Raw genomic sequence first — 20169 nt, 5'->3', positions numbered from 1 at the left:
AAGGCGAGAGGGCGTCTTGGAAACCGGTTGAAGTCATTGTGAATTTGATTCAGGAAGATTGGCCATGCAACTGATATCAAAAGCCAAAAACTGGGCGAAGTCACTGAAGCGTGACATCGTGGCCCTATGGCTTGCCGCCCGCGATCCCCGCGTACCGTGGCATGCCAAAGCGGTGGCCGGCGCCGTTGCCGCCTACGCGCTGTCGCCCATCGATCTCATCCCCGATTTCATCCCCATCCTCGGCTATCTCGACGATCTCTTCATCGTGCCGCTCGGTATCATGCTGGCGATCCGGCTCGTGCCAGTAGAGGTGATGAACGAGCTTCGTATGGAGGCGACAAGGCGCACCGAGCGTCCCTCCGGCCGGGTCGGACTGATCTTCATCCTTGCCGTCTGGCTCATCTGCATCATCTTCCTGGCTCTGGCACTGCGGAAGCTAACCTGACCGGCAGCAATGGGAACATATGAATGATCACGACAAGAACGACGACAGCGGCCCTCGGCTTTACGATCCTGCTCATTGGATCGAACCTGGCACAGGCAGCAAGCTTCGATTGCGATGCGAAAGAATTGAAGGCGGATGAAAAAGCGATCTGCGACAACCGCGCCCTCAACGACGCCGATGTGAAGATGGTGACGACTTTCGAGCTGCTCTCCGGCCTGCTGGCGATGGGTTCGCGCGGAACATTGCAGGACGAACAGACGGCCTGGCTGAAGAAACGGCAGGAATGCGGGGCAGATGCAACTTGCATCAAGGCTGCCTATGACGAGCGGCTGAAGCAACTCGGCGAGTCTTATAAAAACATCAACCGGCCGCTTTGAAAGCGACCGGTCGGTAGAGCACCTGACTTCTAATCAGTAGGTCGTCGGTTCAGATGAGTCAGCGGGCGTTCAGATCGCGCACGGCACCGCGGTCCGCACTCGTTGCGAAGGCGGCGTAGGCCTTTAGCGCGGTCGTGACGTTGCGCTTGCGGACTTCTGTGGGATACCAGCCCTTGGCGTCCTGTTCGGCGCGGCGGGCGGCGAGTTCGGTCTCGCTGACACGCAGGCTGATCGTGCGGTTGGGGATGTCGATATCGATCATGTCACCTTCGCGCACCAGGCCGATCGTGCCGCCATTTGCCGCCTCCGGCGAAGCGTGGCCGATCGAGAGGCCGGAAGTGCCGCCGGAGAAGCGGCCGTCGGTGATCAGCGCGCAGGCCTTGCCGAGACCCTTCGACTTCAGATAGCTCGTCGGATAGAGCATTTCCTGCATGCCTGGGCCGCCCTTCGGACCTTCGTAGCGGATGACGACGACGTCGCCGGCCTTCACCTCGTTGGCAAGGATCGCCTTGACCGACGAATCCTGGCTTTCGAAAACGCGGGCGGGGCCGGAGAACTTCAGGATCGATTCATCGACGCCGGCGGTCTTGACGATGCAGCCGTCAATCGCAAGGTTGCCCTTGAGCACGGCAAGGCCACCATCCTTGGAGAAGGGATGCTCGACCGAGCGAATGACGCCGTTCTCGCGGTCGGTGTCGAGATCGTCCCAACGGGATTCCTGGCTGAAGGCGACTTGGGTCGGGATGCCGCCGGGAGCGGCACGATAGAAGTTCCGGACAGTTTCGCTGTTGGTGCGGGTGATATCCCAGCGGTCGATCGCATCACCCAGCGTCTCGGCATGCACAGTCGGGCAATCGCGGTTCAAGAGACCGCCCTTGTCGAGTTCGCCGAGGATCGACATGATGCCGCCGGCGCGATGGACGTCTTCCATGTGCACATCGCTCTTGGCGGGTGCGACCTTCGACAGGCACGGCACGCGGCGCGACAGCGCGTCGATATCGGCCATAGTGAAATCGATCTCGCCTTCATGGGCGGCGGCAAGTATGTGCAGGACCGTATTGGTGGAACCGCCCATGGCGATGTCGAGCGTCATGGCATTCTCGAAGGCCTGCTTGGAGGCAATGGTGCGCGGCAGTGCCTTGACGTCATCCTGCTCGTAATAACGGCGGGCGAGATCGACAATCAGATGACCGGCCTCGACGAAGAGGCGCTTGCGGTCGAGATGGGTGGCAAGCGTCGAGCCGTTGCCGGGCAGCGACAGGCCGAGGGCTTCCGTCAGGCAATTCATCGAATTGGCAGTGAACATGCCGGAGCAGGAACCACAGGTCGGACAGGCCGAGCGTTCTATGGTCTGGACGTCCTCGTCGCTGATCTTGTCGTCGGCAGCGGCAACCATGGCATCGACGAGGTCGAGTGCATGCGTCTTGCCGTGCATCACGACCTTGCCGGCTTCCATCGGACCGCCCGAGACGAAGACGGTCGGGATATTGAGGCGTAGCGACGCCATCAGCATTCCGGGAGTGATCTTGTCGCAGTTGGAGATGCAGACCATGGCGTCGGCGCAATGGGCATTGACCATGTATTCGACGCTGTCGGCGATGAGCTCACGCGAGGGCAGCGAATAAAGCATGCCGTCATGGCCCATGGCGATACCGTCATCGACGGCGATCGTGTTGAACTCCTTGGCAACACCGCCGGCCGCCTCGATCTCGCGGGCAACGAGCTGGCCAAGGTCCTTCAGGTGCACATGGCCGGGCACGAACTGGGTGAACGAATTCACCACAGCGATGATCGGCTTGCCGAAATCCGAATCCTTCATGCCCGTCGCGCGCCAAAGGCCGCGGGCGCCCGCCATGTTACGGCCATGGGTCGTGGTTCTGGAACGGTAAACTGGCATCAGTGTCTTCCTCAACGTGTCGGAATTATCAGGCGAAGCCGGGCGGCATGGAGCCTGCAGGCCGGGCAAACGCTGCTTTTTGGAATTGTCCTAATCCAATCGACGGGGGCTGTCACTACCGGGAAGCCCAAATCCGGTACGCCGGGGAGAAGCGCCATGAGGCGCATCGATCATATACGGTTCGACGCGACGTTTTGTTACAGCCTATTCCATCACGACCGAACACAAAAAATTGGCTTCACGTCTGTAATATTCAAGGCTTAGACACTAATCCGAACATGCGGGCGGGTCGTTTAAAGACTATATTGTAGAAATCCGCCCAGGAGATTTCGACATGCCAACCTATCGCCCAACGAAGATCGCCTCATCAGAGATCACGCCGCGCCAGATCTATCTGCGGCGTCGTGAATTCCTCGGCGCGGCAGCGCTTGGCGCCATGGGGCTCTACAGCGCCGGCAAGGCGAGTGCTGCGGCCCTCTCCGCCGTTGAGAGCAAGTACAAGGTCGACGAGAAGGCGACGCCGATCAAGGACGTCACGACCTACAATAATTTCTATGAATTCGGCCTCGACAAGGGCGATCCCGCCGCTCTTTCCGGCGATTTCAAGCCGCTGCCCTGGACGGTTAAGGTGGACGGCATGGTCAACAAGCCGGGCACCTTCGACCTCGAGGCGCTGATCAAGGAATTCCCGATCGAGGAGCGCACCTACCGGATGCGCTGCGTCGAGGCCTGGTCGATGGTCATCCCCTGGGACGGCTTTCCGCTGGCGTCGCTGCTCGACAAGGTGGAGCCGCTCGGTAGCGCCAAATACGTCGCCTTCGAAACTGTGGTGCGACCAGACGAGATGCCTGGGCAGAAGGGTTTCTTCCAGTCACTCGACTGGCCCTATGTCGAGGGTCTGCGCCTGGATGAGGCACGCCATCCGCTGACGCTGCTGGCCGTCGGGCTCTATGGCGAAACCCTGCCGAACCAGAACGGCGCGCCGATCCGCCTGGTCGTGCCGTGGAAATACGGCTTCAAGGGCATCAAGTCGATCGTCAGGATCACGCTCACCGACCAGCAGCCGAAGAATACATGGCAGGTCACCAATCCGCAGGAGTATGGCTTCTACGCCAATGTCAACCCTGAGGTCGACCACCCGCGCTGGAGCCAGGCCAGCGAACGGCGCATCGGCGAGAGCGGCTTCTTCGGCGCGAGCCGCCATCCCACCCTGCCCTTCAACGGCTATGCCGACGAAGTCGCAAGCCTTTATGCCGGCATGGACCTGAAGGCGAATTTCTGATGGCGGAACTGTCGCTCGCCCTCCCGAAGCGCTGGCAGCCCGCCTCCGTCTGGCTGCTTTATGTCGTCGGGCTCGTGCCTGCGGCCTGGACTTTCTATCTCGGCGCGACCGATCAGCTCGGCGCCGACCCTGTCAAGACTTTCGAGCTCTTCCTCGGCATCTGGACGATCCGTTTCCTGATCGCAACGCTTGCCGTTTCCCCTGCCCGCGACCTTTTCGGCTGGAACTATCTGCGTTACCGCCGCGCGCTTGGCCTGCTGACCTTCTATTACGCGCTGATGCATTTCACCGTCTACATGGTGCTCGACCAGGCGATGGATATTGCCGCCGTCATCAACGACGTGCTGAAGCGCCCCTTCATCATGTTCGGCATGGCCGGACTTGCGATGCTCATTCCGCTGGCGCTGACATCCAACAATTTCTCGATCCGCCGGCTCGGCAAGAACTGGATCTGGCTGCATCGCCTCGTCTACATCATCGCCGCCTGCGGGGCGCTGCACTTCGCGCTCTCGACCAAGATCCTCGACCTGGAGCAATACATCTATGTTGGGCTGATCATCGCGCTCATCCTCTATCGCTCCTACCGGCCGATCGCACGCAACAAGCAGAAGGGCAAAGGGCGGACCCGCAATCGCGCAGTGGCGTCGGCATCGTGAGACGGCAGGCTTACCGCAGTCCGGCGTGCCGGATCAAAGGCGCAGGCCGCGGCCATGCCGATTGCATAAGCCGGCAGGTTCCAAAGCGAAAAGATCCGGCCAAGCAGCAGGGCGCCTGCCGTGGTCAGCCGAAACGCGTCGAGCCGTGACCTTGCGGCAATGAGCGCCACGAGCAGATAAACCATCGCTCCCCAGAGTGCCACCACATGACGACGATGAAAGGCAGATCGGCCGCATAGCCAAACCTGCGGAGCGCCAGCCCGAGAACGATGACAAGAAACAGGGCGGCGAGACGAAGGAACTGCGGAGAGCGAGCCTGAATGATTTTGCGCAATGGAGCCGGTCCCGTCACCATATCAGAAACAAAAACAGCCGGGCTTTGTGAGCCCGGCTGTTTTGTTTCCGCCGGAGCGGAAGATTTAAGCGGCGACGGCCTGCTCTTCAGCAGCGACGCGGGCCTTGTCGGCAGCACCCTTGGCATAGGCATCGCGGTCAACGAATTCGATCACGGCCATGGCGGCATTGTCGCCCTGGCGGAAGCCGGCCTTCATGATGCGCAGGTAGCCGCCGTTGCGGGTGGCGTAGCGCGTTGCGATCGTGTCGAACAGCTTCGAAACGACGGCAGCATCGCGGATCTGCGAGATCGCCTGACGGCGAGCGTGCAGGTCGCCGCGCTTGCCGAGCGTGACGAGCTTCTCGACGATCGGGCGGATTTCCTTGGCCTTCGGCAGGGTCGTGACGATCTGCTCGTGGGTAATCAGCGAAGCCGCCATGTTGGCGAACATCGCCTTGCGGTGGCTTGCAGTTCTATTCAGCTTGCGGCCGGCTTTACCATGGCGCATTGCTATTCTCCTTTAATGCAGGTGCCCTTACGCTAAGTGGGCCTGCCGTTTCCTGGCACATGCAGGCGATCGGCCTGCTGTTTGACGGGGAAAGGCAGCCGAAAGAGCCTGCCTTTTGTTATGTTCTTGCGATCGGCGTGCGAGCGGAAAACCGCTTTACACTTTTCCTCACGCCGCTCAGTACTGGTCTTCGTAACGCTTGGCGAGATCTTCGATGTTCTCGGGCGGCCATGCCGGCACTTCCATGCCGAGGTGCAGGCCCATGGAAGCGAGAACTTCCTTGATTTCGTTCAGCGACTTGCGACCAAAATTCGGCGTGCGGAGCATTTCTGCTTCGGTCTTCTGAATGAGGTCGCCGATGTAGACGATGTTGTCGTTCTTCAGGCAGTTTGCCGAACGGACCGACAGTTCGAGTTCGTCCACCTTCTTCAGGAGAGCCGGGTTGAAAGCGAGTTCGGTGACTGCTTCCTCTTCGGTTTCCTTCTGCGGCTCGTCGAAGTTGACGAAGACGCCAAGCTGATCCTGGAGGATGCGCGCCGCAAAAGCGACGGCGTCTTCGCCGGTGATCGAGCCATCGGTTTCGATGGTCATGTTCAGCTTGTCGTAGTCGAGAACCTGTCCTTCGCGGGTATTTTCAACCTTGTAGGACACCTTCTTGACCGGCGAATAGAGGCTGTCGACCGGGATGAGACCGATCGGAGCATCTTCCGCACGATTGCGTTCGGCCGGAACGTAACCCTTGCCGTTATTGACGGTGAACTCCATGCGGATCTCGGCGCCCTCGTCGAGCGTGCAGATGACATGCTCGGGGTTGAGGATTTCGATATCGCCGACCGTCTGAATGTCGCCAGCCGTGACAACACCCGGGCCCTGCTTACGCACGACCATGCGTTTTGCATCATCGCCATCCATCTTGATGGCGATTTCCTTGATGTTGAGCACGATGTCCGTGACGTCTTCGCGGACGCCCGGAATCGAGGAGAATTCATGCAGCACGCCATCGATCTGCACCGCCGTGACGGCAGCACCGCGCAGCGAGGAGAGCAGAACGCGGCGAAGCGCGTTGCCGAGGGTGAGGCCGAAGCCGCGCTCCAGCGGTTCGGCAACAAGCGTCGCCCTGGTGCGCGAGCTCGAGGAGAACTCCACCTTGTTCGGCTTGATCAGTTCCTGCCAGTTCTTCTGAATCATGAGTTTGCCTTCCGTTCGTTGCCACCATCCAATCGTGGCAACCGAGCTTGAAAACCACCGGGAGCGCACAGGCGCTCACCGGTGACGAGAGCGATGATCAGACGCGGCGCTTCTTGCGCGGACGGCAGCCATTGTGCGGGATCGGGGTCACGTCGCGGATGGACGTGATCATGAAACCTGCAGCCTGAAGCGCGCGCAGAGCCGATTCACGACCCGAACCCGGACCGCAGACTTCGACTTCCAGCGACTTCATGCCGTGCTCCTGGGCCTTCTTGGCGCAGTCTTCGGCAGCGATCTGGGCAGCGAACGGGGTCGACTTGCGCGAGCCCTTGAAGCCCTTGGCGCCAGCCGACGACCAAGCGATCGCATTGCCCTGCGCATCGGTGATGGTGATCATCGTGTTGTTGAAGGTCGAGTTGACGTGAGCGACACCCGACGAGATGTTCTTGCGCTCGCGACGGCGAACGCGGACGGCTTCCTTAGCCATGGTATTCCTTTCGTTGATCTCTTCACCGCCGTAATGCCAGCGGCTACACCGGAACGGCGCCTATATGGTCCCGCTCCAAACTCAAAAGAGGCCGGCGCAGACCGCCAGCCTCCCCACCCCGGTTTCCCGGAAATTACTTCTTCTTGCCAGCGATTGCCTTTGCCGGGCCCTTGCGGGTGCGGGCATTGGTATGCGTGCGCTGACCGCGGACCGGAAGGCCGCGGCGATGACGCAGGCCGCGGTAGCAGCCGAGGTCCATCAGGCGCTTGATGTTCATCGCGGTATCGCGACGAAGATCGCCTTCGACCTGATAGTCACGGTCGATGGCTTCGCGGATCTGAAGGACTTCTGCGTCCGTCAGCTGATGCACACGACGTTCGGCCGGGATACCGACCTTTGCGACGATTTCCTGTGCGAATTTCGGACCGATCCCGTGAATGTAGGTCAGCGCGATAACAACGCGCTTCGCAGTCGGGATGTTGACGCCAGCGATACGTGCCACGCCTGTTCTCCTTGCATTCCAGTTGCCATCCGGCAAGTGGGCTTCGTTATGCGGCTCTTGAGAACCGCCCGTTCAGATTTACGTCCGTAACATGTCAAAACGACCGCACCCGGACTTCCCTGGGAAATCCGCGCCGATCGCATGGAATGTCGCGAGTTGGCGCGGTGTTTAGCGGAATCACTGCTGAAAAGCAACCGTTCCGCCAAGTTTATTTTCAAAGCCTTAAAGCTTCGAAAGAATGCTTTCGACCTCAGCCGTCACCTGATCGATTTCTGCCATGCCGTCCACGGACTTGAGCTTGCCCTTGGCATGGTAATAGCCGATCAGCGGTGAGGTCTCCTTGTAGTAGACTTGCAGCCGAGCCGTCATGGTCTCCGGGGTGTCATCGGGCCGGCGCTTGAAGTGCGTGGAACCGCACTTGTCGCACACGCCCTCGGCAGCCGGAACCTTATCGGTATCGTGATAGACGCTGCCACACTGTGCACAGGAGTAGCGACCGGCGACACGTCGGATCAACTCGTCATCATCGACACGGAATTCAATGACAACGGAGAGGCCGAGACCCTTTGCCTTCAGCATCGCCTCGGTGGCGTCCGCCTGGACGAGCGTCCTGGGGAAGCCGTCGAGGATGAAGCCGTTGGCGCAATCGGGTTGATCGATACGCTCGGAAACGATGGCAATGACGATCTCATCCGAGACGAGCTTGCCGGCGTCCATGACCGCCTTCGCGCGCTTGCCGACATCGGTGCCGGCGTTAACCGCTGCACGCAGCATGTCCCCCGTGGAAAGCTGCGGAATGCCGTGCTTTTCCACGATCCGCTGGGCCTGGGTTCCCTTACCCGCGCCCGGCGGCCCCAAAAGGATAAGTCTCATCGCCCCCTCTTTCCTCCACGCAACTTCGATTTCTTGATCAGGCCTTCGTATTGCTGCGCGATCAGGTGACCCTGGATCTGTGCAACCGTATCAAGAGTTACGCTAACCACGATCAAAAGCGAAGTCCCACCAAGGGCTAATGGAATGCCGGTTTGCGACACCAATATCTCCGGAAGGATGCAGACGAAGACGAGATAGAGCGCGCCGATCACCGTGATTCGGGTCAGCACGTAGTCTATATATTCGGCGGTGCGGTCGCCCGGACGGATGCCGGGAATGAAGCCGCCATGCTTCTTCAGATTATCAGCCGTATCCTTCGGATTGAAAACGATGGCCGTATAGAAGAAGGCGAAGAAGGCGATCAGCGCCGCATAGAGCACCATATAGAGTGGCTGGCCATGACCGAGGGCCGCGACGATCGATGTCGCCCAGGAGGGCATTGCCGTGGTGCTGGCAAAGCCCGCAATCGTTGCCGGCAGAAGCAGCAGCGACGATGCGAAGATTGCCGGAATGACACCTGATGTATTGAGTTTCAACGGCAGGTGGGAGGTATCGCCCTGGAACATCCGGTTGCCGACCTGGCGCTTCGGATACTGGATCAGCAGTCGGCGCTGGGCGCGCTCGACGAAGACGATGATGGCGATGACGGCGATCGCGACGATGATCACGAGCAGGATCAGCGGGGTCGACAGCGCGCCGGTGCGGCCGAGTTCGAGCGTGCCGGCAAGAGCAGTGGGAAGGCCGGCGGCGATGCCGGCGAAGATGATCAGCGAGATGCCGTTGCCGATGCCGCGCGAGGTGATCTGCTCGCCGAGCCACATCAGGAACATCGTGCCGCCAAGCAGCGTCAGAACGGTGGAGACGCGGAAGAACCAGCCCGGGTCGACGACCAAGCCTTGGCCGCTTTCAAGGCCGGCGGCAATGCCATAGGCCTGCAGCGCACCGAGGATAACGGTACCGTAGCGGGTATACTGGTTGATGATCTTACGGCCCTGCTCGCCTTCCTTCTTGAGGTTTTCGAGCGCCGGCACGACCGAAGTCATCAGCTGCACGATGATCGAGGCAGAAATATAGGGCATGATGCCGAGCGCGAAGATCGCCATGCGCTCAACGGCGCCGCCCGAAAACATGTTGAAAAGGCCGAGAATGCCGCCTGCCTGGCCGCGGAAAGCCTGGGCATAGGCTTCAGGATTGAGGCCTGGAAGCGGAATATGCGTGCCGAGTCGGTAGACGAGGAGAGCTGCCAGTGTGAACCACAAGCGCTTCTTCAAATCCTCGGCTTTGGCGAAGGTCGAAAAATTGAGGTTGGATGCCAATTGTTCCGCTGCAGAAGCCATGCATTTCTCCGCGCTACCAATTCCGGCGTCTCTGGGGGACAGACCGGACCCGGAATCAGTATGAAATTATTCAAAACCGGGCTTAGGACGGATTGCAACGCAACCCCATGCCTCACCCTTGTTTTCGAGTCTTACCGGCATGACGCGGGCGCGCCAGCCAAGTTTTTGTGAGGCCCACATATGGGAGCAAAATCGCCCGGTGTGAAGCACCCCGGGCGATATATCATCAGATTATTATTCGGCTGCAGCCGGAGCCGAAAGCAGCGTCACGGTGCCGCCGGCCTTTTCGATCTTCTCGACGGCAGGCTTGGAGGCGCCTGCAACGACGATGGTGATCTTGGCCTTGATCTCGCCGTCGGCGAGAACGCGAACACCATCCTTGACGCGGCGGATGACACCAGCAGCCTTGAGGGCAGCTGCGTCAACGGTCGTCTTGGCATCGAGCTTGCCGGCGTCGATAGCCGTCTGGATACGGGCCAGCGATACGACAACAAAATCGGAAGCGAAAATGTTGTTGAAGCCGCGCTTCGGCAGGCGACGATAGATCGGCATCTGGCCGCCCTCGAAGCCGTTGATGGCGACGCCCGAACGGGACTTCTGACCCTTCACGCCGCGACCACCAGTCTTGCCAGAACCCGAGCCGATACCGCGGCCGAGGCGCTTGCGGCTGTGGGTCGAGCCTTCGTTGTCTTTAATTTCATTGAGTTTCATGAGCGTTTCCTCCGTCTCACTTCTCGTCGACGACGCGAACGAGATGCTGGACAGCACGGATCATGCCACGAACGGAAGGGGTATCCTCCAGCGTGCGGCGACGGTGCATCTTGTTCAGTCCGAGACCGATCAGCGTGCGCTGCTGGACATCCGGACGGCGAATCGGGCTGCCGATCTGTTCGATCGTGACAGTCTTCGCTTCAGCCTTCTTGGTAGCCTTGGCCATCTGTCAAACTCCTCTTATTCTTCAGAGGCGTTGCCGGAGGCGCTACGACGAGCCTGCAGCGTTGCATACTTGATGCCGCGCTGAGCTGCGATGTCCTTCGGGTGAACCTGGTGCTTCAGAGCGTCGAAGGTGGCGCGAACCATGTTGTAGGGGTTCGACGAACCGGTCGACTTGGCGACGACGTCGTGCATGCCGAGCGTTTCGAACACGGCGCGCATCGGGCCGCCGGCGATGATGCCGGTACCGACCTTGGCCGAGCGCAGCAGAACCTTGCCGGCGCCGTGGCGGCCATGAACGTCGTGATGCAGCGTACGGCCGTCACGCAGCGGTACGAAGATCAGTTCGCGCTTGGCGGCTTCGGTTGCCTTGCGGATGGCTTCCGGCACTTCACGCGCCTTGCCATGGCCGAAGCCGACGCGGCCCTTCTGGTCGCCGACGACGACGAGTGCTGCGAAACCGAACCGACGGCCGCCCTTGACGACCTTGGCGACGCGGTTGATCGCGACAAGCTTGTCGACGAATTCGCTATCGCGCTCTTCACGGCTCTGGCGGTCGTCCCGCTGCGGCCTTCTTTCCTGTGCCATTGTCCTCTTCCTTTTTCTTTTCCGGGTGCAATCGGCAAACAAATGTGGACCGCATCAGCCTCCCCTTTCGGAGAGTGCCTGCGGTCCGGCGAAAATCCGGCCGGCGCTTGAGGCGTCCGGCCGGAAACTGATCAGAAGGTGAGACCGCCTTCGCGGGCCGCTTCGGCGAGAGCCTTGATGCGGCCGTGATAGATGAAGGCGCCACGGTCGAACACGACTTCCGTAACACCGGCCTTGGAGGCGCGCTCTGCGAGGAGCTTGCCCACAACGGTAGCGGCGGCGGTATCGGCACCGGTCTTCAGAGAACCGCGCAGATCCTTCTCGAGGGTGGAGGCAGACGCAAGCGTCTTGCCGGCCACGTCATCGATGACCTGGGCGTAGATGTTCTTCGAGGAGCGATGAACCGACAGGCGTGGACGGCCATTGGCCACCGACTTGAGATGACGGCGCACGCGGTTGGCACGACGTGCAAGTGCTTCTTTCCTGCTAGCCATTTCGCGTGATCCTTACTTCTTCTTGCCTTCTTTGCGGACGATCCGCTCGTCAGCGTACTTGACGCCCTTGCCCTTGTACGGCTCGGGACCGCGATATTCGCGGATTTCGGCGGCAACCTGACCGACCTGCTGCTTGTTGATGCCGCTGACGACGATTTCCGTCGGCTTCGGAACAACGATCGAGATACCGACCGGCGGCTCGTAGATCACGTCGTGGCTGAAACCGAGGGCCAGCTGCAGGTTCTTGCCCTGCATGGCGGCGCGGTAACCGACGCCGTTGATTTCAAGCTTGCGCTCGAAACCGTCCTTGACGCCCTTGAAGATGCCTTCGATCATCGTGCGGGACATGCCCCACTTTGCGCGCGCATCCTTGGTCTGGTTCACCGGCGTCACGACGACGGCGTTATTTTCAAGCTTGAGGCTGATTTCGTCGTTAGCAACGAAAAACAGCTCGCCCTTCGGGCCCTTTGCAGTCACCTTCTGGCCATCGACCGTAGCCGTGATCCCAGCAGGCACCTGAACGGGCTTCTTACCGATACGAGACATGTTTCAATCCTGTCTGTTCGCTATGGAGATCCCTGCCCGATCTTAGAAGACCGAGCAAAGAACCTCGCCACCAACGTTCTGTTCGCGAGCCTGGTGATCGGCCATCACACCCTTCGGAGTCGAAAGGATGGTGATGCCGAGACCGTTCGCGACCTGCGGAATGGACTTGACCGAGACATAAACCCGGCGGCCCGGCTTGGACACGCGGCCGATCTCACGGATCACCGATGCGCCTTCATAATATTTCAGCTCGATGCTGAGTTCCGACTTGCCATTGCCGAAATCGACAACGGAATAGCCACGGATGTAGCCTTCGGACTGCAGAACATCGAGAACACGTGCACGGAGCTTCGAAGCAGGCGTCGAAACCGACGACTTGCGGCGGGAAGCGCCGTTACGGATGCGAGTGAGCATATCGCCCAACGGATCAGTCATTGTCATGTAACCTGCTCCTTACCAGCTCGACTTGACGATACCCGGCACCTTGCCGAGATTGCCGAGTTCACGCAGCGCAATACGCGACATGCGCAGTTTGCGGTAATATGCGCGCGGACGCCCCGAAACTTCGCAACGGTTGCGAATACGGGTCTTCGATCCATCACGCGGCAGGGATGCCAGCTTGATCGAGGCCTTGAACCGCTCTTCGATCGGAAGAGCCTGGTTCATGATGATCGCCTTCAACCCAGCCCGCTTAGCGGCCTGGTTAGCGACCGTAGTACGGCGGCGCTTGTTCTTTTCAACTGCGCTTGTCTTCGCCATGTCAGGTTCCTTTTCTACGCTCGTCGTTACGGTTATTGACGGAACGGGAAGCTGAACTCTTTCAGAAGAGCTCGTGCTTCGTCGTCGGTCGTCGCCGTCGTGCAAACGATGATGTCCATGCCCCACATCTGATCAACCTTGTCGTAGTTGATCTCAGGGAACACAATGTGCTCCTTGATGCCCATGGCGAAGTTGCCACGGCCGTCAAAGCTTTTCGGGTTCAGGCCGCGGAAGTCGCGAACGCGCGGGAGCGCGATGTTCACGAGACGGTCCATGAACTCGTACATGCGGGCGCCGCGCAGGGTGACCTTCGCGCCGATCGGCATCTGTTCGCGGAGCTTGAAGCCTGCGATAGAGTTACGTGCGCGGGTGATGACCGGCTTCTGGCCGGCAATCGCTGCGAGGTCGGCGGCAGCTACCGTCGGCTTCTTCGAGTCAGCGGTCGCTTCGCCGACACCCATGTTGATCACGATCTTGTCGAGCTTCGGAATCATCATCTCGTTGGCGTAGGAGAACTGCTCCTGCATCGCCTTGCGGATGCGCTCGACATATTCCTTCTTGAGCCGCGGCTCATATTTTGCCTCAGCCATCGATCACTTCTCCAGAACGCTTGGCCACACGGACCTTCTTGCCGTCAACAACCTTGAAACCGACGCGGGTCGGCTTGCCGTCCTTGTCGATGATTGCAACGTTGGAGAGGTGAACCGGGGCTTCTTTGTTGATGATGCCGGCTTCCTGGGTCTGCGTCTGGCGCTGGTGGCGCTTGACGACGTTGACGCCACGAACAACGGCACGATCTTCCTTCGGCATGACCTGGACAACTTCGCCGGTACGGCCCTTGTCCTTGCCAGCGAGCATGACGACCTTGTCGCCCTTACGAATCTTCTGCATCGCTTCGCTCCTTACAGTACTTCGGGAGCCAGCGAGATGATCTTCATGTGGTTCTTGGCGCGAAGTTCGCGCGGAACCGGTCCGAAGATACGGGTGCCGATCGGCTCTTTCTTGTTGTCGATGAGGACTGCTGCGTTGGTGTCGAAGCGGATGACGGAGCCATCCGCACGACGGATGTCCTTGGCGGTGCGAACGACAACCGCCTTCATCACGTCACCCTTCTTCACGCGGCCGCGCGGGATCGCTTCCTTGATCGAAACGACGATGACGTCGCCGATCGAGGCATACTTGCGCTTCGAGCCGCCCAGCACCTTGATGCACATGACACGACGTGCGCCGGAATTATCCGCGACGTCGAGGTTTGTTTGCATCTGAATCATATCAGGTCGCCTTCTTGGTTTACCGGAATGGTTGGGCTAGCCCCCTACTCCGGCTTATGAAAATTTTCGCCGGCCGAGCTGCCATGACGGCAGCACAGACGCGGCAATAGCTGAATAGCGCGGGATCGATCGTGCCAGGGTGGTTTCCCGAACGGGACCTTCCGTGCGCTCAAAGCAAAAGAACGCCCGGCATTCGAGCGTTCTGACGCTGCTTCATACAGATATTTCGGCGAGACGCAAGGCCTCGCGCAAAATTCTGTTACTTGCCCTGGGCGGAAATCACCGTCCAGCGCTTGTCCTTGGAGATCGGCGCGCATTCCTCGATGGATACGGTATCGCCAATCTTGTACTGATTGTTCTCGTCGTGGGCCTTGTACTTCTTGGAACGACGAACGGTCTTCTGGAGCAGCGGGTGAGCGAAACGACGCTCGACACGAACCACTACCGTCTTCTCGTTCTTGTCGCCAACGACGACGCCCTGCAGGATGCGCTTCGGCATATTTTTCTTCCTTTAGGCCTTAACTTCTGCCGCCTTCTGGCGGGCAATGGTTTTCACGCGGGCGATGTCCTTGCGGACTTCGTTGATGCGCGAGGACTTTTCGAGCTGGCCGGTCGCCTTCTGGAAGCGCAGGTTGAACTGCTCCTTCTTCAGCTTGGCAAGCTCGTCCTTGAGTTGGTCGGCGGTGAACCCGCGAACGTCTGAGGCTTTCATGAGCTCAATCCCTTACTCTGCAATGCGCTGAACGAAGCGCGTCTTGACCGAGAGCTTGGCAGAGCCGAGGCGAAGCGCCTCACGGGCGATTTCTTCGCTGACACCGTCGATCTCGAACATCATACGGCCAGGCTTGACCTTGCATGCCCAATATTCAACGGAGCCCTTACCCTTACCCATACGGACTTCGGTCGGCTTTTTGGTTACCGGAACGTCCGGGAACACGCGGATCCATACACGGCCGGCGCGCTTCATATAACGCGTGATCGCGCGGCGGGCCGCTTCGATCTCGCGCGCGTTGACGCGGTTGGGTTCCTGTGCCTTCAGGCCGAATTCGCCGAATGCCAGGTCAGAACCGCCCTTGGCGACGCCCTTGATGCGGCCCTTGAACTGCTTGCGGTACTTGGTACGCTTTGGCTGCAACATTTTCTTATTCTCCGAACTTCTCTGCCACGCGCGCTATCAAGCGTTGTCGCGGCGACGGTCTCTGTCGCGGTCACGATCACGGCTCGCCGGACCCTGGGCGTCACCTTCCATCGCGCGGCGCTCGGAAGCCATCGGATCATGCTCAAGGATTTCGCCCTTGAAGATCCAGACCTTGATGCCGCAGATGCCGAACGCGGTTTCTGCTTCAGCCGTGCCGTAGTCGATGTCGGCGCGCAGCGTGTGCAACGGCACACGACCTTCGCGGTACCATTCCGTACGGGCGATTTCAGCGCCGCCGAGACGGCCAGCGCAGGTGATCTTGATGCCTTCGGCGCCAAGACGCATCGCGGACTGAACGGCACGCTTCATGGCGCGACGGAAAGCCACGCGACGCTCGAGCTGCTGTGCGATCGACTGAGCGACCAGCGTCGCATCGACTTCGGGCTTGCGCACTTCGACGATGTTGAGGTGCGTTTCCGAATTGGTCATCTCCGACAGCTTCTTGCGGAGCTTGTCGATGTCAGCGCCCTTGCGGCCGATGATCAGGCCTGGACGTGCCGAGTGGATCGTGACGCGGCACTTCTTGTGCGGACGCTCGATGACCACCTTGGAGATCCCGGCCTGCTTCAGTTCGCTCATGACGAACTTGCGCATCTTCAGGTCTTCGTGCAGCAGCTGACCGTACTCGGCATTGTCCGCAAACCAGCGGCTATCCCAGGTACGGTTGATTCCGAGACGGAAACCGATTGGATTGATTTTCTGACCCATTATGCGGCCTCCTCTGCTGCCTGCACTTCACGAACGACGATCGTCAGGTGCGCGAAGGGCTTTTCGATGCGCGACGCGCGACCGCGGCCACGAGCGTGGAAACGCTTCATGACGATCGACTTGCCGACATAGGCCTCGGCGACAACCAGCGAGTCGACGTCGAGATCGTGGTTGTTCTCGGCGTTGGCGATCGCAGATTCGAGCGTCTTCTTGACGGCGCCTGCGATGCGCTTGCGGGAGAACTCCAGCTCAGCGAGTGCGCGCTCGACCTTCTTGCCGCGGATAGCCGCAGCAACCAGGTTGAGCTTCTGGGGGCTGACGCGGAGCGTGCGGGCGACTGCTTGCGCCTCGTTGTCCTTCAGCCGGCGTTCGGCTTTTGCCTTGCCCATTGTTACTTCCTCTTCGCCTTCTTGTCCGCGCCGTGACCGTAGTAGGTGCGGGTCGGAGAGAATTCACCGAATTTGTGACCGACCATGTCTTCATTGACACTGACCGGGATATGCTTGCTGCCGTTGTAGACGCCGAAGGTGAGACCGACGAACTGCGGCAGGATCGTGGAGCGACGGCTCCAGATCTTGATCACTTCACTACGACCGCCTTCACGAACCTTCTCAGCCTTCTTGAGAAGATAGCCGTCAACGAACGGACCTTTCCATACTGAACGAGCCATTGGAGACTTCCTCTCTTACTTCTTACGCTGATGACGCGAGCGCATGATCATCTTGTCGGTCGACTTGTTCGACCGGGTGCGCTTGCCCTTGGTCGGCTTGCCCCACGGTGTCACCGGATGGCGACCACCGGAGGTGCGGCCTTCACCACCGCCGTGCGGATGGTCGACCGGGTTCATGACGACACCGCGGTTATGCGGACGCTTGCCGCGCCAAACGGTACGACCGGCCTTGCCGTCGTTGATGTTGGCGTGATCAGGGTTGGAGACGGCGCCGATCGAAGCAAGGCAGGAGCCATGGACGAGACGCTGTTCACCGGAGTTCAGGCGAAGGATCGCCATGCCCTGGTCGCGACCGACGAGCTGTGCGTAACCACCGGCGGAGCGAGCGATCTGACCACCCTTGCCCGGCTTCATTTCCACGTTGTGGATGATGGAGCCGACCGGAATGAACTGCAGCGGCATGGTGTTGCCGGGCTTGACGTCGACAGCCTTCTCGGAAGCGATGACCTTGTCACCGGCAGCGAGGCGCTGAGGAGCGAGGATATAAGCCTTCTCGCCGTCAGCATAGTTCACCAGCGCGATGAAAGCCGTACGGTTCGGATCGTATTCGATACGCTCAACCGTGCCCTCGACATCGAACTTGCGACGCTTGAAGTCGACTAGACGATAGGTGCGCTTGTGACCGCCGCCGATGAAGCGGGCGGTGATGCGGCCGAGGTTGTTACGACCGCCACTCTTGGTCAGACCTTCCGTCAGCGCCTTGACCGGCTTGCCCTTGTAGAGGGCGGAGCGGTCGACGATGACCAGCTGGCGCTGGCTCGGGGTGATCGGATTGAAAGTTTTCAATGCCATTTTCTTATACCTCAGAGACCGGTGGAGACGTCGATCGTCTGGCCTTCAGCCAGCGTCACAACAGCCTTCTTCACGTCCTTCTGCTTGCCGACGAAACCGCGGAACCGCTTGGTCTTGCCCTTGCGCAGCAGAGTGTTGACAGCCGTGACCTTGACGCCGAACAGCGCCTCGACCGCAGCCTTGATTTCCGGCTTCGTCGCCTGCTTGGCGACATTGAAAACAACCTGGTTGTTTTCGGATACCAGCGTGGACTTTTCGGTGATCGCCGGAGAGACGATCACATCGTAGTGGCGAAGATCGGTCACTTGAATCGCTCCTCTAGCGCTTCAACCGCAGCCTTGGAAAGCACGAGCTTGCCGCGGCGCACGATGTCATAAACGTTGATGCCCTGGATCGGCAGAACATCGATGTTCGGGATGTTCTGAGCTGCGAGCTTGAAGTTGCCATCAAGCTCTGCGCCGCCGATGAAGAGGGCGTTGGTCAGGCCGAGCGTCTCGAAAACGGACGCGAGCGACTTGGTCTTGGCTTCAGCGGCAACCAGGTTGTCGATGACGATGACGTCATCGGCCTTGATCTTGGCCGAAAGGGCGTGGCGAAGGCCGAGTGCGCGAACCTTCTTCGGAAGATCGTGCTCGTGGCTGCGGACGACCGGGCCGTGAGCCTTGCCGCCGCCGCGGAACTGCGGAGCGCGAGCCGAATGGTGACGGGCGCGGCCCGTACCCTTCTGCTTGTACATCTTGGCGCCGGTGCGCGAAACTTCCGCGCGGCCCTTAGCCTTGTGCGTGCCCTGCTGCTTCTTGGCAAGCTGCCAGCGGATGACGCGGGCGAGAATGTCTTCGCGGGGCTCGAGGCCGAAAATCGCGTCCGAAAGGGAAACCTTCCCGGCGTCTTTTCCCTCGAGGGTCTTGACGTTGAATTCCATTGATCTGGCTCCCTTACTTCGCGGCCGACTTGACGGCGTCGCGCACGATGATCCAAGCACCCTTGGAACCAGGAACAGCACCCTTGATCAGGATCAGACCACGATCTTCGTCGGTCGAAACTACTTCCAGGTTCTGCGTCGTGACGCGCGTCTGGCCCATGTGACCAGCCATCTTCTTGTTTTTGAAAACCTTGCCCGGATCCTGGCGCGAGCCGGTCGAACCGTGCGAACGGTGCGACACCGACACACCGTGCGTAGCACGCAGACCGCCGAAACCGTGGCGCTTCATGGCGCCGGCAAAACCCTTACCGATCGTCGTGCCCGTCACGTCGACGAGCTGACCGGCTGCAAAGTGACCTGCCTTGATCTCAGTGCCGACTTCGAGCAGTTGATCTTCCGACACGCGGAATTCCGTCAGCTTGGCCTTCGGCTCGACGTTGGCAATGGCAAAGTTGCCGCGCATCGCCTTCGACGTGTTCTTCACCTTCGCCTGGCCGGCACCGAGCTGAACTGCGGTATAGCCATTCTTTTCGACAGTGCGCGTGGCTACGACCTGGCAGCCTTCCATACGCAGTACCGTTACCGGGACATGCTCGCCGGCGTCGTTATAGACGCGGGTCATTCCCACCTTCTGTGCAATCACACCTGAACGCATCGGTTCAATCCTTCTCACTCAGCCCGAAGACCCGAGGTCTCAGAGCTTGATCTCAACATCGACACCGGCGGCGAGATCGAGCTTCATCAGCGCGTCTACCGTCTGCGGGGTCGGGTCAACGATATCGAGAAGGCGCTTATGGGTGCGCATCTCGAACTGTTCGCGGCTCTTCTTGTCGATGTGCGGGGACCGGTTAACCGTAAACTTCTCGATGCGGGTCGGAAGCGGAACGGGGCCCCGGACGCTTGCACCGGTGCGCTTAGCCGTCGATACGATCTCACGCGTTGAGGCGTCGAGAATCCGGTGATCGAACGCCTTCAGGCGGATGCGGATATTCTGGCCGTTCATTCGACTTTATCCTTGTGTCTGTTATCCGCGTGTCACCGCTTAGGGACACGACTTACCTTCAGTTACGTTAGCGGGCCACCGGTTTCAAAGATCGAGAGGGACACCGAGATCGGCGTCCCTATCCTTTCCTTGGGCCAGGTGGCCCAGCCGCTAATTACTCGACGATCGACGCGACGATACCGGCGCCGACGGTGCGGCCGCCTTCGCGGATGGCGAAGCGCAGCTTTTCTTCCATCGCGATCGGAACGATCAGCTCGACCGATACCGTGACGTTGTCGCCCGGCATCACCATCTCCGTACCTTCCGGCAGCGTCACAATGCCCGTCACGTCGGTCGTGC

33 protein-coding genes and 1 pseudogene are annotated in these 20169 nt (G+C 60.0%); 4 read left to right on the top strand and 30 right to left on the bottom strand.

Going from position 1 to position 20169, the window contains the following annotated elements; genetic code table 11:
• Positions 1-64 precede the first annotated feature (64 nt).
• Together HFO71_RS13990 and HFO71_RS13985 are read left to right on the top strand one after the other, a co-directional pair.
• The gene (locus tag HFO71_RS13990) at positions 65-445 is read left to right on the top strand and encodes a YkvA family protein (protein WP_131640318.1); all 381 of its coding nucleotides are present in this window, start codon (positions 65-67) and stop codon (positions 443-445) included.
• A gap of 23 nt (positions 446-468) precedes the next feature.
• The gene (locus HFO71_RS13985) at positions 469-822 is read left to right on the top strand and encodes a lysozyme inhibitor LprI family protein (RefSeq protein WP_168258262.1); all 354 of its coding nucleotides are present in this window, start codon (positions 469-471) and stop codon (positions 820-822) included.
• A gap of 58 nt (positions 823-880) precedes the next feature.
• Here HFO71_RS13985 and ilvD read toward each other — a convergent pair whose 3' ends face one another.
• Positions 881-2719 (bottom strand): dihydroxy-acid dehydratase, encoded by a 1839-nt coding sequence (gene ilvD / locus HFO71_RS13980; protein WP_077976461.1) that lies wholly within the window; start codon positions 2717-2719, stop codon positions 881-883.
• A gap of 334 nt (positions 2720-3053) precedes the next feature.
• Here ilvD and msrP point away from each other — a divergent pair, with 334 nt between their 5' ends.
• The gene (gene msrP, locus HFO71_RS13975) at positions 3054-4001 is read left to right on the top strand and encodes a protein-methionine-sulfoxide reductase catalytic subunit MsrP (protein WP_077976460.1); all 948 of its coding nucleotides are present in this window, start codon (positions 3054-3056) and stop codon (positions 3999-4001) included.
• A complete protein-coding gene (gene msrQ / locus HFO71_RS13970) occupies positions 4001-4657 on the top strand; it encodes a protein-methionine-sulfoxide reductase heme-binding subunit MsrQ (protein WP_131640319.1) in 657 nt (218 codons plus the stop codon). Before msrP ends, msrQ begins: the two co-directional genes overlap by 1 nt.
• Positions 4658-4668: 11 nt before the next feature.
• Here the strand turns inward: msrQ and HFO71_RS13965 are convergent.
• The 29 genes and pseudogenes from HFO71_RS13965 to HFO71_RS13825 form a co-directional block, all read right to left on the bottom strand.
• Positions 4669-4991: pseudogene (locus HFO71_RS13965) on the bottom strand (DUF2809 domain-containing protein); the annotation flags it as partial.
• Between the two features lie 85 nt (positions 4992-5076).
• Complete coding sequence (gene rplQ, locus HFO71_RS13960; RefSeq protein WP_003558556.1) at positions 5077-5499, bottom strand: 50S ribosomal protein L17; 423 nt, start codon at positions 5497-5499, stop codon at positions 5077-5079.
• Positions 5500-5676: 177 nt separating this feature from the next.
• Complete coding sequence (locus HFO71_RS13955) at positions 5677-6687, bottom strand: DNA-directed RNA polymerase subunit alpha (protein ID WP_003547579.1); 1011 nt, start codon at positions 6685-6687, stop codon at positions 5677-5679.
• A 97-nt stretch (positions 6688-6784) separates the two neighbouring features.
• Entirely contained in the window at positions 6785-7174 is a 390-nt protein-coding gene (gene rpsK / locus HFO71_RS13950) for a 30S ribosomal protein S11 (protein WP_003547577.1), read from the bottom strand.
• A gap of 133 nt (positions 7175-7307) precedes the next feature.
• On the bottom strand, positions 7308-7676 hold the full coding sequence (gene rpsM / locus HFO71_RS13945; RefSeq protein WP_011651425.1) for a 30S ribosomal protein S13: 369 nt from the start codon (positions 7674-7676) through the stop codon (positions 7308-7310).
• 222 nt (positions 7677-7898) lie between these two features.
• The gene (locus HFO71_RS13940; RefSeq protein WP_017963910.1) at positions 7899-8549 is read right to left on the bottom strand and encodes an adenylate kinase; all 651 of its coding nucleotides are present in this window, start codon (positions 8547-8549) and stop codon (positions 7899-7901) included.
• A complete protein-coding gene (secY, locus tag HFO71_RS13935; protein WP_003547569.1) occupies positions 8546-9886 on the bottom strand; it encodes a preprotein translocase subunit SecY in 1341 nt (446 codons plus the stop codon). Before secY ends, HFO71_RS13940 begins: the two co-directional genes overlap by 4 nt.
• Before the next feature lie 234 nt (positions 9887-10120).
• On the bottom strand, positions 10121-10597 hold the full coding sequence (gene rplO / locus HFO71_RS13930; RefSeq protein WP_003547567.1) for a 50S ribosomal protein L15: 477 nt from the start codon (positions 10595-10597) through the stop codon (positions 10121-10123).
• Positions 10598-10613: 16 nt separating this feature from the next.
• Complete coding sequence (gene rpmD, locus HFO71_RS13925; RefSeq protein ID WP_003547566.1) at positions 10614-10823, bottom strand: 50S ribosomal protein L30; 210 nt, start codon at positions 10821-10823, stop codon at positions 10614-10616.
• Positions 10824-10837: 14 nt separating this feature from the next.
• A complete protein-coding gene (gene rpsE / locus HFO71_RS13920) occupies positions 10838-11407 on the bottom strand; it encodes a 30S ribosomal protein S5 (RefSeq protein ID WP_003547565.1) in 570 nt (189 codons plus the stop codon).
• A 131-nt stretch (positions 11408-11538) separates the two neighbouring features.
• Entirely contained in the window at positions 11539-11901 is a 363-nt protein-coding gene (rplR, locus tag HFO71_RS13915) for a 50S ribosomal protein L18 (RefSeq protein ID WP_003547564.1), read from the bottom strand.
• Between the two features lie 12 nt (positions 11902-11913).
• The gene (gene rplF / locus HFO71_RS13910) at positions 11914-12447 is read right to left on the bottom strand and encodes a 50S ribosomal protein L6 (RefSeq protein WP_017963907.1); all 534 of its coding nucleotides are present in this window, start codon (positions 12445-12447) and stop codon (positions 11914-11916) included.
• A gap of 42 nt (positions 12448-12489) precedes the next feature.
• Positions 12490-12888, bottom strand: coding sequence for a 30S ribosomal protein S8 (gene rpsH, locus HFO71_RS13905; protein ID WP_003547562.1), 399 nt, complete (start codon positions 12886-12888; stop codon positions 12490-12492).
• Positions 12889-12900: 12 nt separating this feature from the next.
• Complete coding sequence (rpsN, locus tag HFO71_RS13900; RefSeq protein WP_003547561.1) at positions 12901-13206, bottom strand: 30S ribosomal protein S14; 306 nt, start codon at positions 13204-13206, stop codon at positions 12901-12903.
• Between the two features lie 32 nt (positions 13207-13238).
• Positions 13239-13796: a 50S ribosomal protein L5 gene (gene rplE, locus HFO71_RS13895; RefSeq protein WP_020049537.1), complete on the bottom strand. Its 558-nt coding sequence runs from the start codon at positions 13794-13796 to the stop codon at positions 13239-13241.
• Positions 13789-14097, bottom strand: a complete 309-nt coding sequence (gene rplX / locus HFO71_RS13890) for a 50S ribosomal protein L24 (protein WP_003547559.1) — start codon at positions 14095-14097, stop codon at positions 13789-13791. The genes rplE and rplX overlap by 8 nt, the downstream gene beginning before the upstream one ends.
• Positions 14098-14108: 11 nt before the next feature.
• Positions 14109-14477, bottom strand: a complete 369-nt coding sequence (gene rplN, locus HFO71_RS13885; RefSeq protein ID WP_003547558.1) for a 50S ribosomal protein L14 — start codon at positions 14475-14477, stop codon at positions 14109-14111.
• Positions 14478-14736: 259 nt separating this feature from the next.
• Positions 14737-14976 (bottom strand): 30S ribosomal protein S17, encoded by a 240-nt coding sequence (gene rpsQ / locus HFO71_RS13880; protein ID WP_003547557.1) that lies wholly within the window; start codon positions 14974-14976, stop codon positions 14737-14739.
• 12 nt (positions 14977-14988) lie between these two features.
• Entirely contained in the window at positions 14989-15189 is a 201-nt protein-coding gene (gene rpmC, locus HFO71_RS13875; protein ID WP_003547556.1) for a 50S ribosomal protein L29, read from the bottom strand.
• Positions 15190-15201: 12 nt separating this feature from the next.
• Positions 15202-15615: a 50S ribosomal protein L16 gene (gene rplP / locus HFO71_RS13870; protein ID WP_003547555.1), complete on the bottom strand. Its 414-nt coding sequence runs from the start codon at positions 15613-15615 to the stop codon at positions 15202-15204.
• A 36-nt stretch (positions 15616-15651) separates the two neighbouring features.
• The gene (rpsC, locus tag HFO71_RS13865) at positions 15652-16383 is read right to left on the bottom strand and encodes a 30S ribosomal protein S3 (RefSeq protein WP_003547554.1); all 732 of its coding nucleotides are present in this window, start codon (positions 16381-16383) and stop codon (positions 15652-15654) included.
• Positions 16383-16772 carry a 50S ribosomal protein L22 gene (gene rplV, locus HFO71_RS13860; protein WP_003547553.1) on the bottom strand — a complete coding sequence of 130 codons (390 nt, stop codon included), beginning with the start codon at positions 16770-16772 and terminating at the stop codon, positions 16383-16385. Before rplV ends, rpsC begins: the two co-directional genes overlap by 1 nt.
• A 2-nt stretch (positions 16773-16774) precedes the next feature.
• Complete coding sequence (rpsS, locus tag HFO71_RS13855) at positions 16775-17053, bottom strand: 30S ribosomal protein S19 (protein ID WP_003547552.1); 279 nt, start codon at positions 17051-17053, stop codon at positions 16775-16777.
• 15 nt (positions 17054-17068) lie between these two features.
• The gene (gene rplB / locus HFO71_RS13850) at positions 17069-17905 is read right to left on the bottom strand and encodes a 50S ribosomal protein L2 (protein ID WP_077976456.1); all 837 of its coding nucleotides are present in this window, start codon (positions 17903-17905) and stop codon (positions 17069-17071) included.
• A gap of 11 nt (positions 17906-17916) precedes the next feature.
• Positions 17917-18210 (bottom strand): 50S ribosomal protein L23, encoded by a 294-nt coding sequence (locus HFO71_RS13845; protein ID WP_003547550.1) that lies wholly within the window; start codon positions 18208-18210, stop codon positions 17917-17919.
• Positions 18207-18827: a 50S ribosomal protein L4 gene (gene rplD / locus HFO71_RS13840; protein WP_003547549.1), complete on the bottom strand. Its 621-nt coding sequence runs from the start codon at positions 18825-18827 to the stop codon at positions 18207-18209. Before rplD ends, HFO71_RS13845 begins: the two co-directional genes overlap by 4 nt.
• A 13-nt stretch (positions 18828-18840) precedes the next feature.
• Positions 18841-19482 (bottom strand): 50S ribosomal protein L3, encoded by a 642-nt coding sequence (gene rplC / locus HFO71_RS13835; protein ID WP_003547548.1) that lies wholly within the window; start codon positions 19480-19482, stop codon positions 18841-18843.
• 39 nt (positions 19483-19521) lie between these two features.
• Positions 19522-19830, bottom strand: coding sequence for a 30S ribosomal protein S10 (gene rpsJ / locus HFO71_RS13830; RefSeq protein ID WP_003547547.1), 309 nt, complete (start codon positions 19828-19830; stop codon positions 19522-19524).
• Positions 19831-19984: 154 nt separating this feature from the next.
• A partial coding sequence (locus tag HFO71_RS13825; RefSeq protein ID WP_446686465.1) for an EF-Tu C-terminal domain-related protein occupies positions 19985-20169 on the bottom strand: 185 nt, incomplete at its 5' end.

It is taken from the genome of Rhizobium laguerreae (assembly GCF_019778565.1).
Taxonomy (GTDB): Bacteria; Pseudomonadota; Alphaproteobacteria; order Rhizobiales; family Rhizobiaceae; genus Rhizobium; species Rhizobium laguerreae.
Note: the sequence above shows the minus strand (reverse complement) of the source record. Positions and strands in the feature narration are given on the sequence as shown.

Excerpts from the sequence above, each read along its gene's own strand:
- HFO71_RS13990 (WP_131640318.1), top strand. The coding sequence starts at position 65 with ATGCAACTGATATCAAAAGCCAAAAACTGGGCGAAGTCACTGAAGCGT.
- HFO71_RS13985 (WP_168258262.1), top strand. The coding sequence starts at position 469 with ATGATCACGACAAGAACGACGACAGCGGCCCTCGGCTTTACGATCCTG.
- ilvD (WP_077976461.1), bottom strand. The coding sequence starts at position 2,719 with ATGCCAGTTTACCGTTCCAGAACCACGACCCATGGCCGTAACATGGCG.
- msrP (WP_077976460.1), top strand. The coding sequence starts at position 3,054 with ATGCCAACCTATCGCCCAACGAAGATCGCCTCATCAGAGATCACGCCG.
- msrQ (WP_131640319.1), top strand. The coding sequence starts at position 4,001 with ATGGCGGAACTGTCGCTCGCCCTCCCGAAGCGCTGGCAGCCCGCCTCC.
- rplQ (WP_003558556.1), bottom strand. The coding sequence starts at position 5,499 with ATGCGCCATGGTAAAGCCGGCCGCAAGCTGAATAGAACTGCAAGCCAC.
- HFO71_RS13955 (WP_003547579.1), bottom strand. The coding sequence starts at position 6,687 with ATGATTCAGAAGAACTGGCAGGAACTGATCAAGCCGAACAAGGTGGAG.
- rpsK (WP_003547577.1), bottom strand. The coding sequence starts at position 7,174 with ATGGCTAAGGAAGCCGTCCGCGTTCGCCGTCGCGAGCGCAAGAACATC.
- HFO71_RS13940 (WP_017963910.1), bottom strand. The coding sequence starts at position 8,549 with ATGAGACTTATCCTTTTGGGGCCGCCGGGCGCGGGTAAGGGAACCCAG.
- secY (WP_003547569.1), bottom strand. The coding sequence starts at position 9,886 with ATGGCTTCTGCAGCGGAACAATTGGCATCCAACCTCAATTTTTCGACC.
- rplO (WP_003547567.1), bottom strand. The coding sequence starts at position 10,597 with ATGAAACTCAATGAAATTAAAGACAACGAAGGCTCGACCCACAGCCGC.
- rpmD (WP_003547566.1), bottom strand. The coding sequence starts at position 10,823 with ATGGCCAAGGCTACCAAGAAGGCTGAAGCGAAGACTGTCACGATCGAA.
- rpsE (WP_003547565.1), bottom strand. The coding sequence starts at position 11,407 with ATGGCACAGGAAAGAAGGCCGCAGCGGGACGACCGCCAGAGCCGTGAA.
- rplR (WP_003547564.1), bottom strand. The coding sequence starts at position 11,901 with ATGGCTAGCAGGAAAGAAGCACTTGCACGTCGTGCCAACCGCGTGCGC.
- rplF (WP_017963907.1), bottom strand. The coding sequence starts at position 12,447 with ATGTCTCGTATCGGTAAGAAGCCCGTTCAGGTGCCTGCTGGGATCACG.
- rpsH (WP_003547562.1), bottom strand. The coding sequence starts at position 12,888 with ATGACAATGACTGATCCGTTGGGCGATATGCTCACTCGCATCCGTAAC.
- rpsN (WP_003547561.1), bottom strand. The coding sequence starts at position 13,206 with ATGGCGAAGACAAGCGCAGTTGAAAAGAACAAGCGCCGCCGTACTACG.
- rplE (WP_020049537.1), bottom strand. The coding sequence starts at position 13,796 with ATGGCTGAGGCAAAATATGAGCCGCGGCTCAAGAAGGAATATGTCGAG.
- rplX (WP_003547559.1), bottom strand. The coding sequence starts at position 14,097 with ATGCAGAAGATTCGTAAGGGCGACAAGGTCGTCATGCTCGCTGGCAAG.
- rplN (WP_003547558.1), bottom strand. The coding sequence starts at position 14,477 with ATGATTCAGATGCAAACAAACCTCGACGTCGCGGATAATTCCGGCGCA.
- rpsQ (WP_003547557.1), bottom strand. The coding sequence starts at position 14,976 with ATGCCGAAGCGCATCCTGCAGGGCGTCGTCGTTGGCGACAAGAACGAG.
- rpmC (WP_003547556.1), bottom strand. The coding sequence starts at position 15,189 with ATGAAAGCCTCAGACGTTCGCGGGTTCACCGCCGACCAACTCAAGGAC.
- rplP (WP_003547555.1), bottom strand. The coding sequence starts at position 15,615 with ATGTTGCAGCCAAAGCGTACCAAGTACCGCAAGCAGTTCAAGGGCCGC.
- rpsC (WP_003547554.1), bottom strand. The coding sequence starts at position 16,383 with ATGGGTCAGAAAATCAATCCAATCGGTTTCCGTCTCGGAATCAACCGT.
- rplV (WP_003547553.1), bottom strand. The coding sequence starts at position 16,772 with ATGGGCAAGGCAAAAGCCGAACGCCGGCTGAAGGACAACGAGGCGCAA.
- rpsS (WP_003547552.1), bottom strand. The coding sequence starts at position 17,053 with ATGGCTCGTTCAGTATGGAAAGGTCCGTTCGTTGACGGCTATCTTCTC.
- rplB (WP_077976456.1), bottom strand. The coding sequence starts at position 17,905 with ATGGCATTGAAAACTTTCAATCCGATCACCCCGAGCCAGCGCCAGCTG.
- rplD (WP_003547549.1), bottom strand. The coding sequence starts at position 18,827 with ATGGAATTCAACGTCAAGACCCTCGAGGGAAAAGACGCCGGGAAGGTT.
- rplC (WP_003547548.1), bottom strand. The coding sequence starts at position 19,482 with ATGCGTTCAGGTGTGATTGCACAGAAGGTGGGAATGACCCGCGTCTAT.
- rpsJ (WP_003547547.1), bottom strand. The coding sequence starts at position 19,830 with ATGAACGGCCAGAATATCCGCATCCGCCTGAAGGCGTTCGATCACCGG.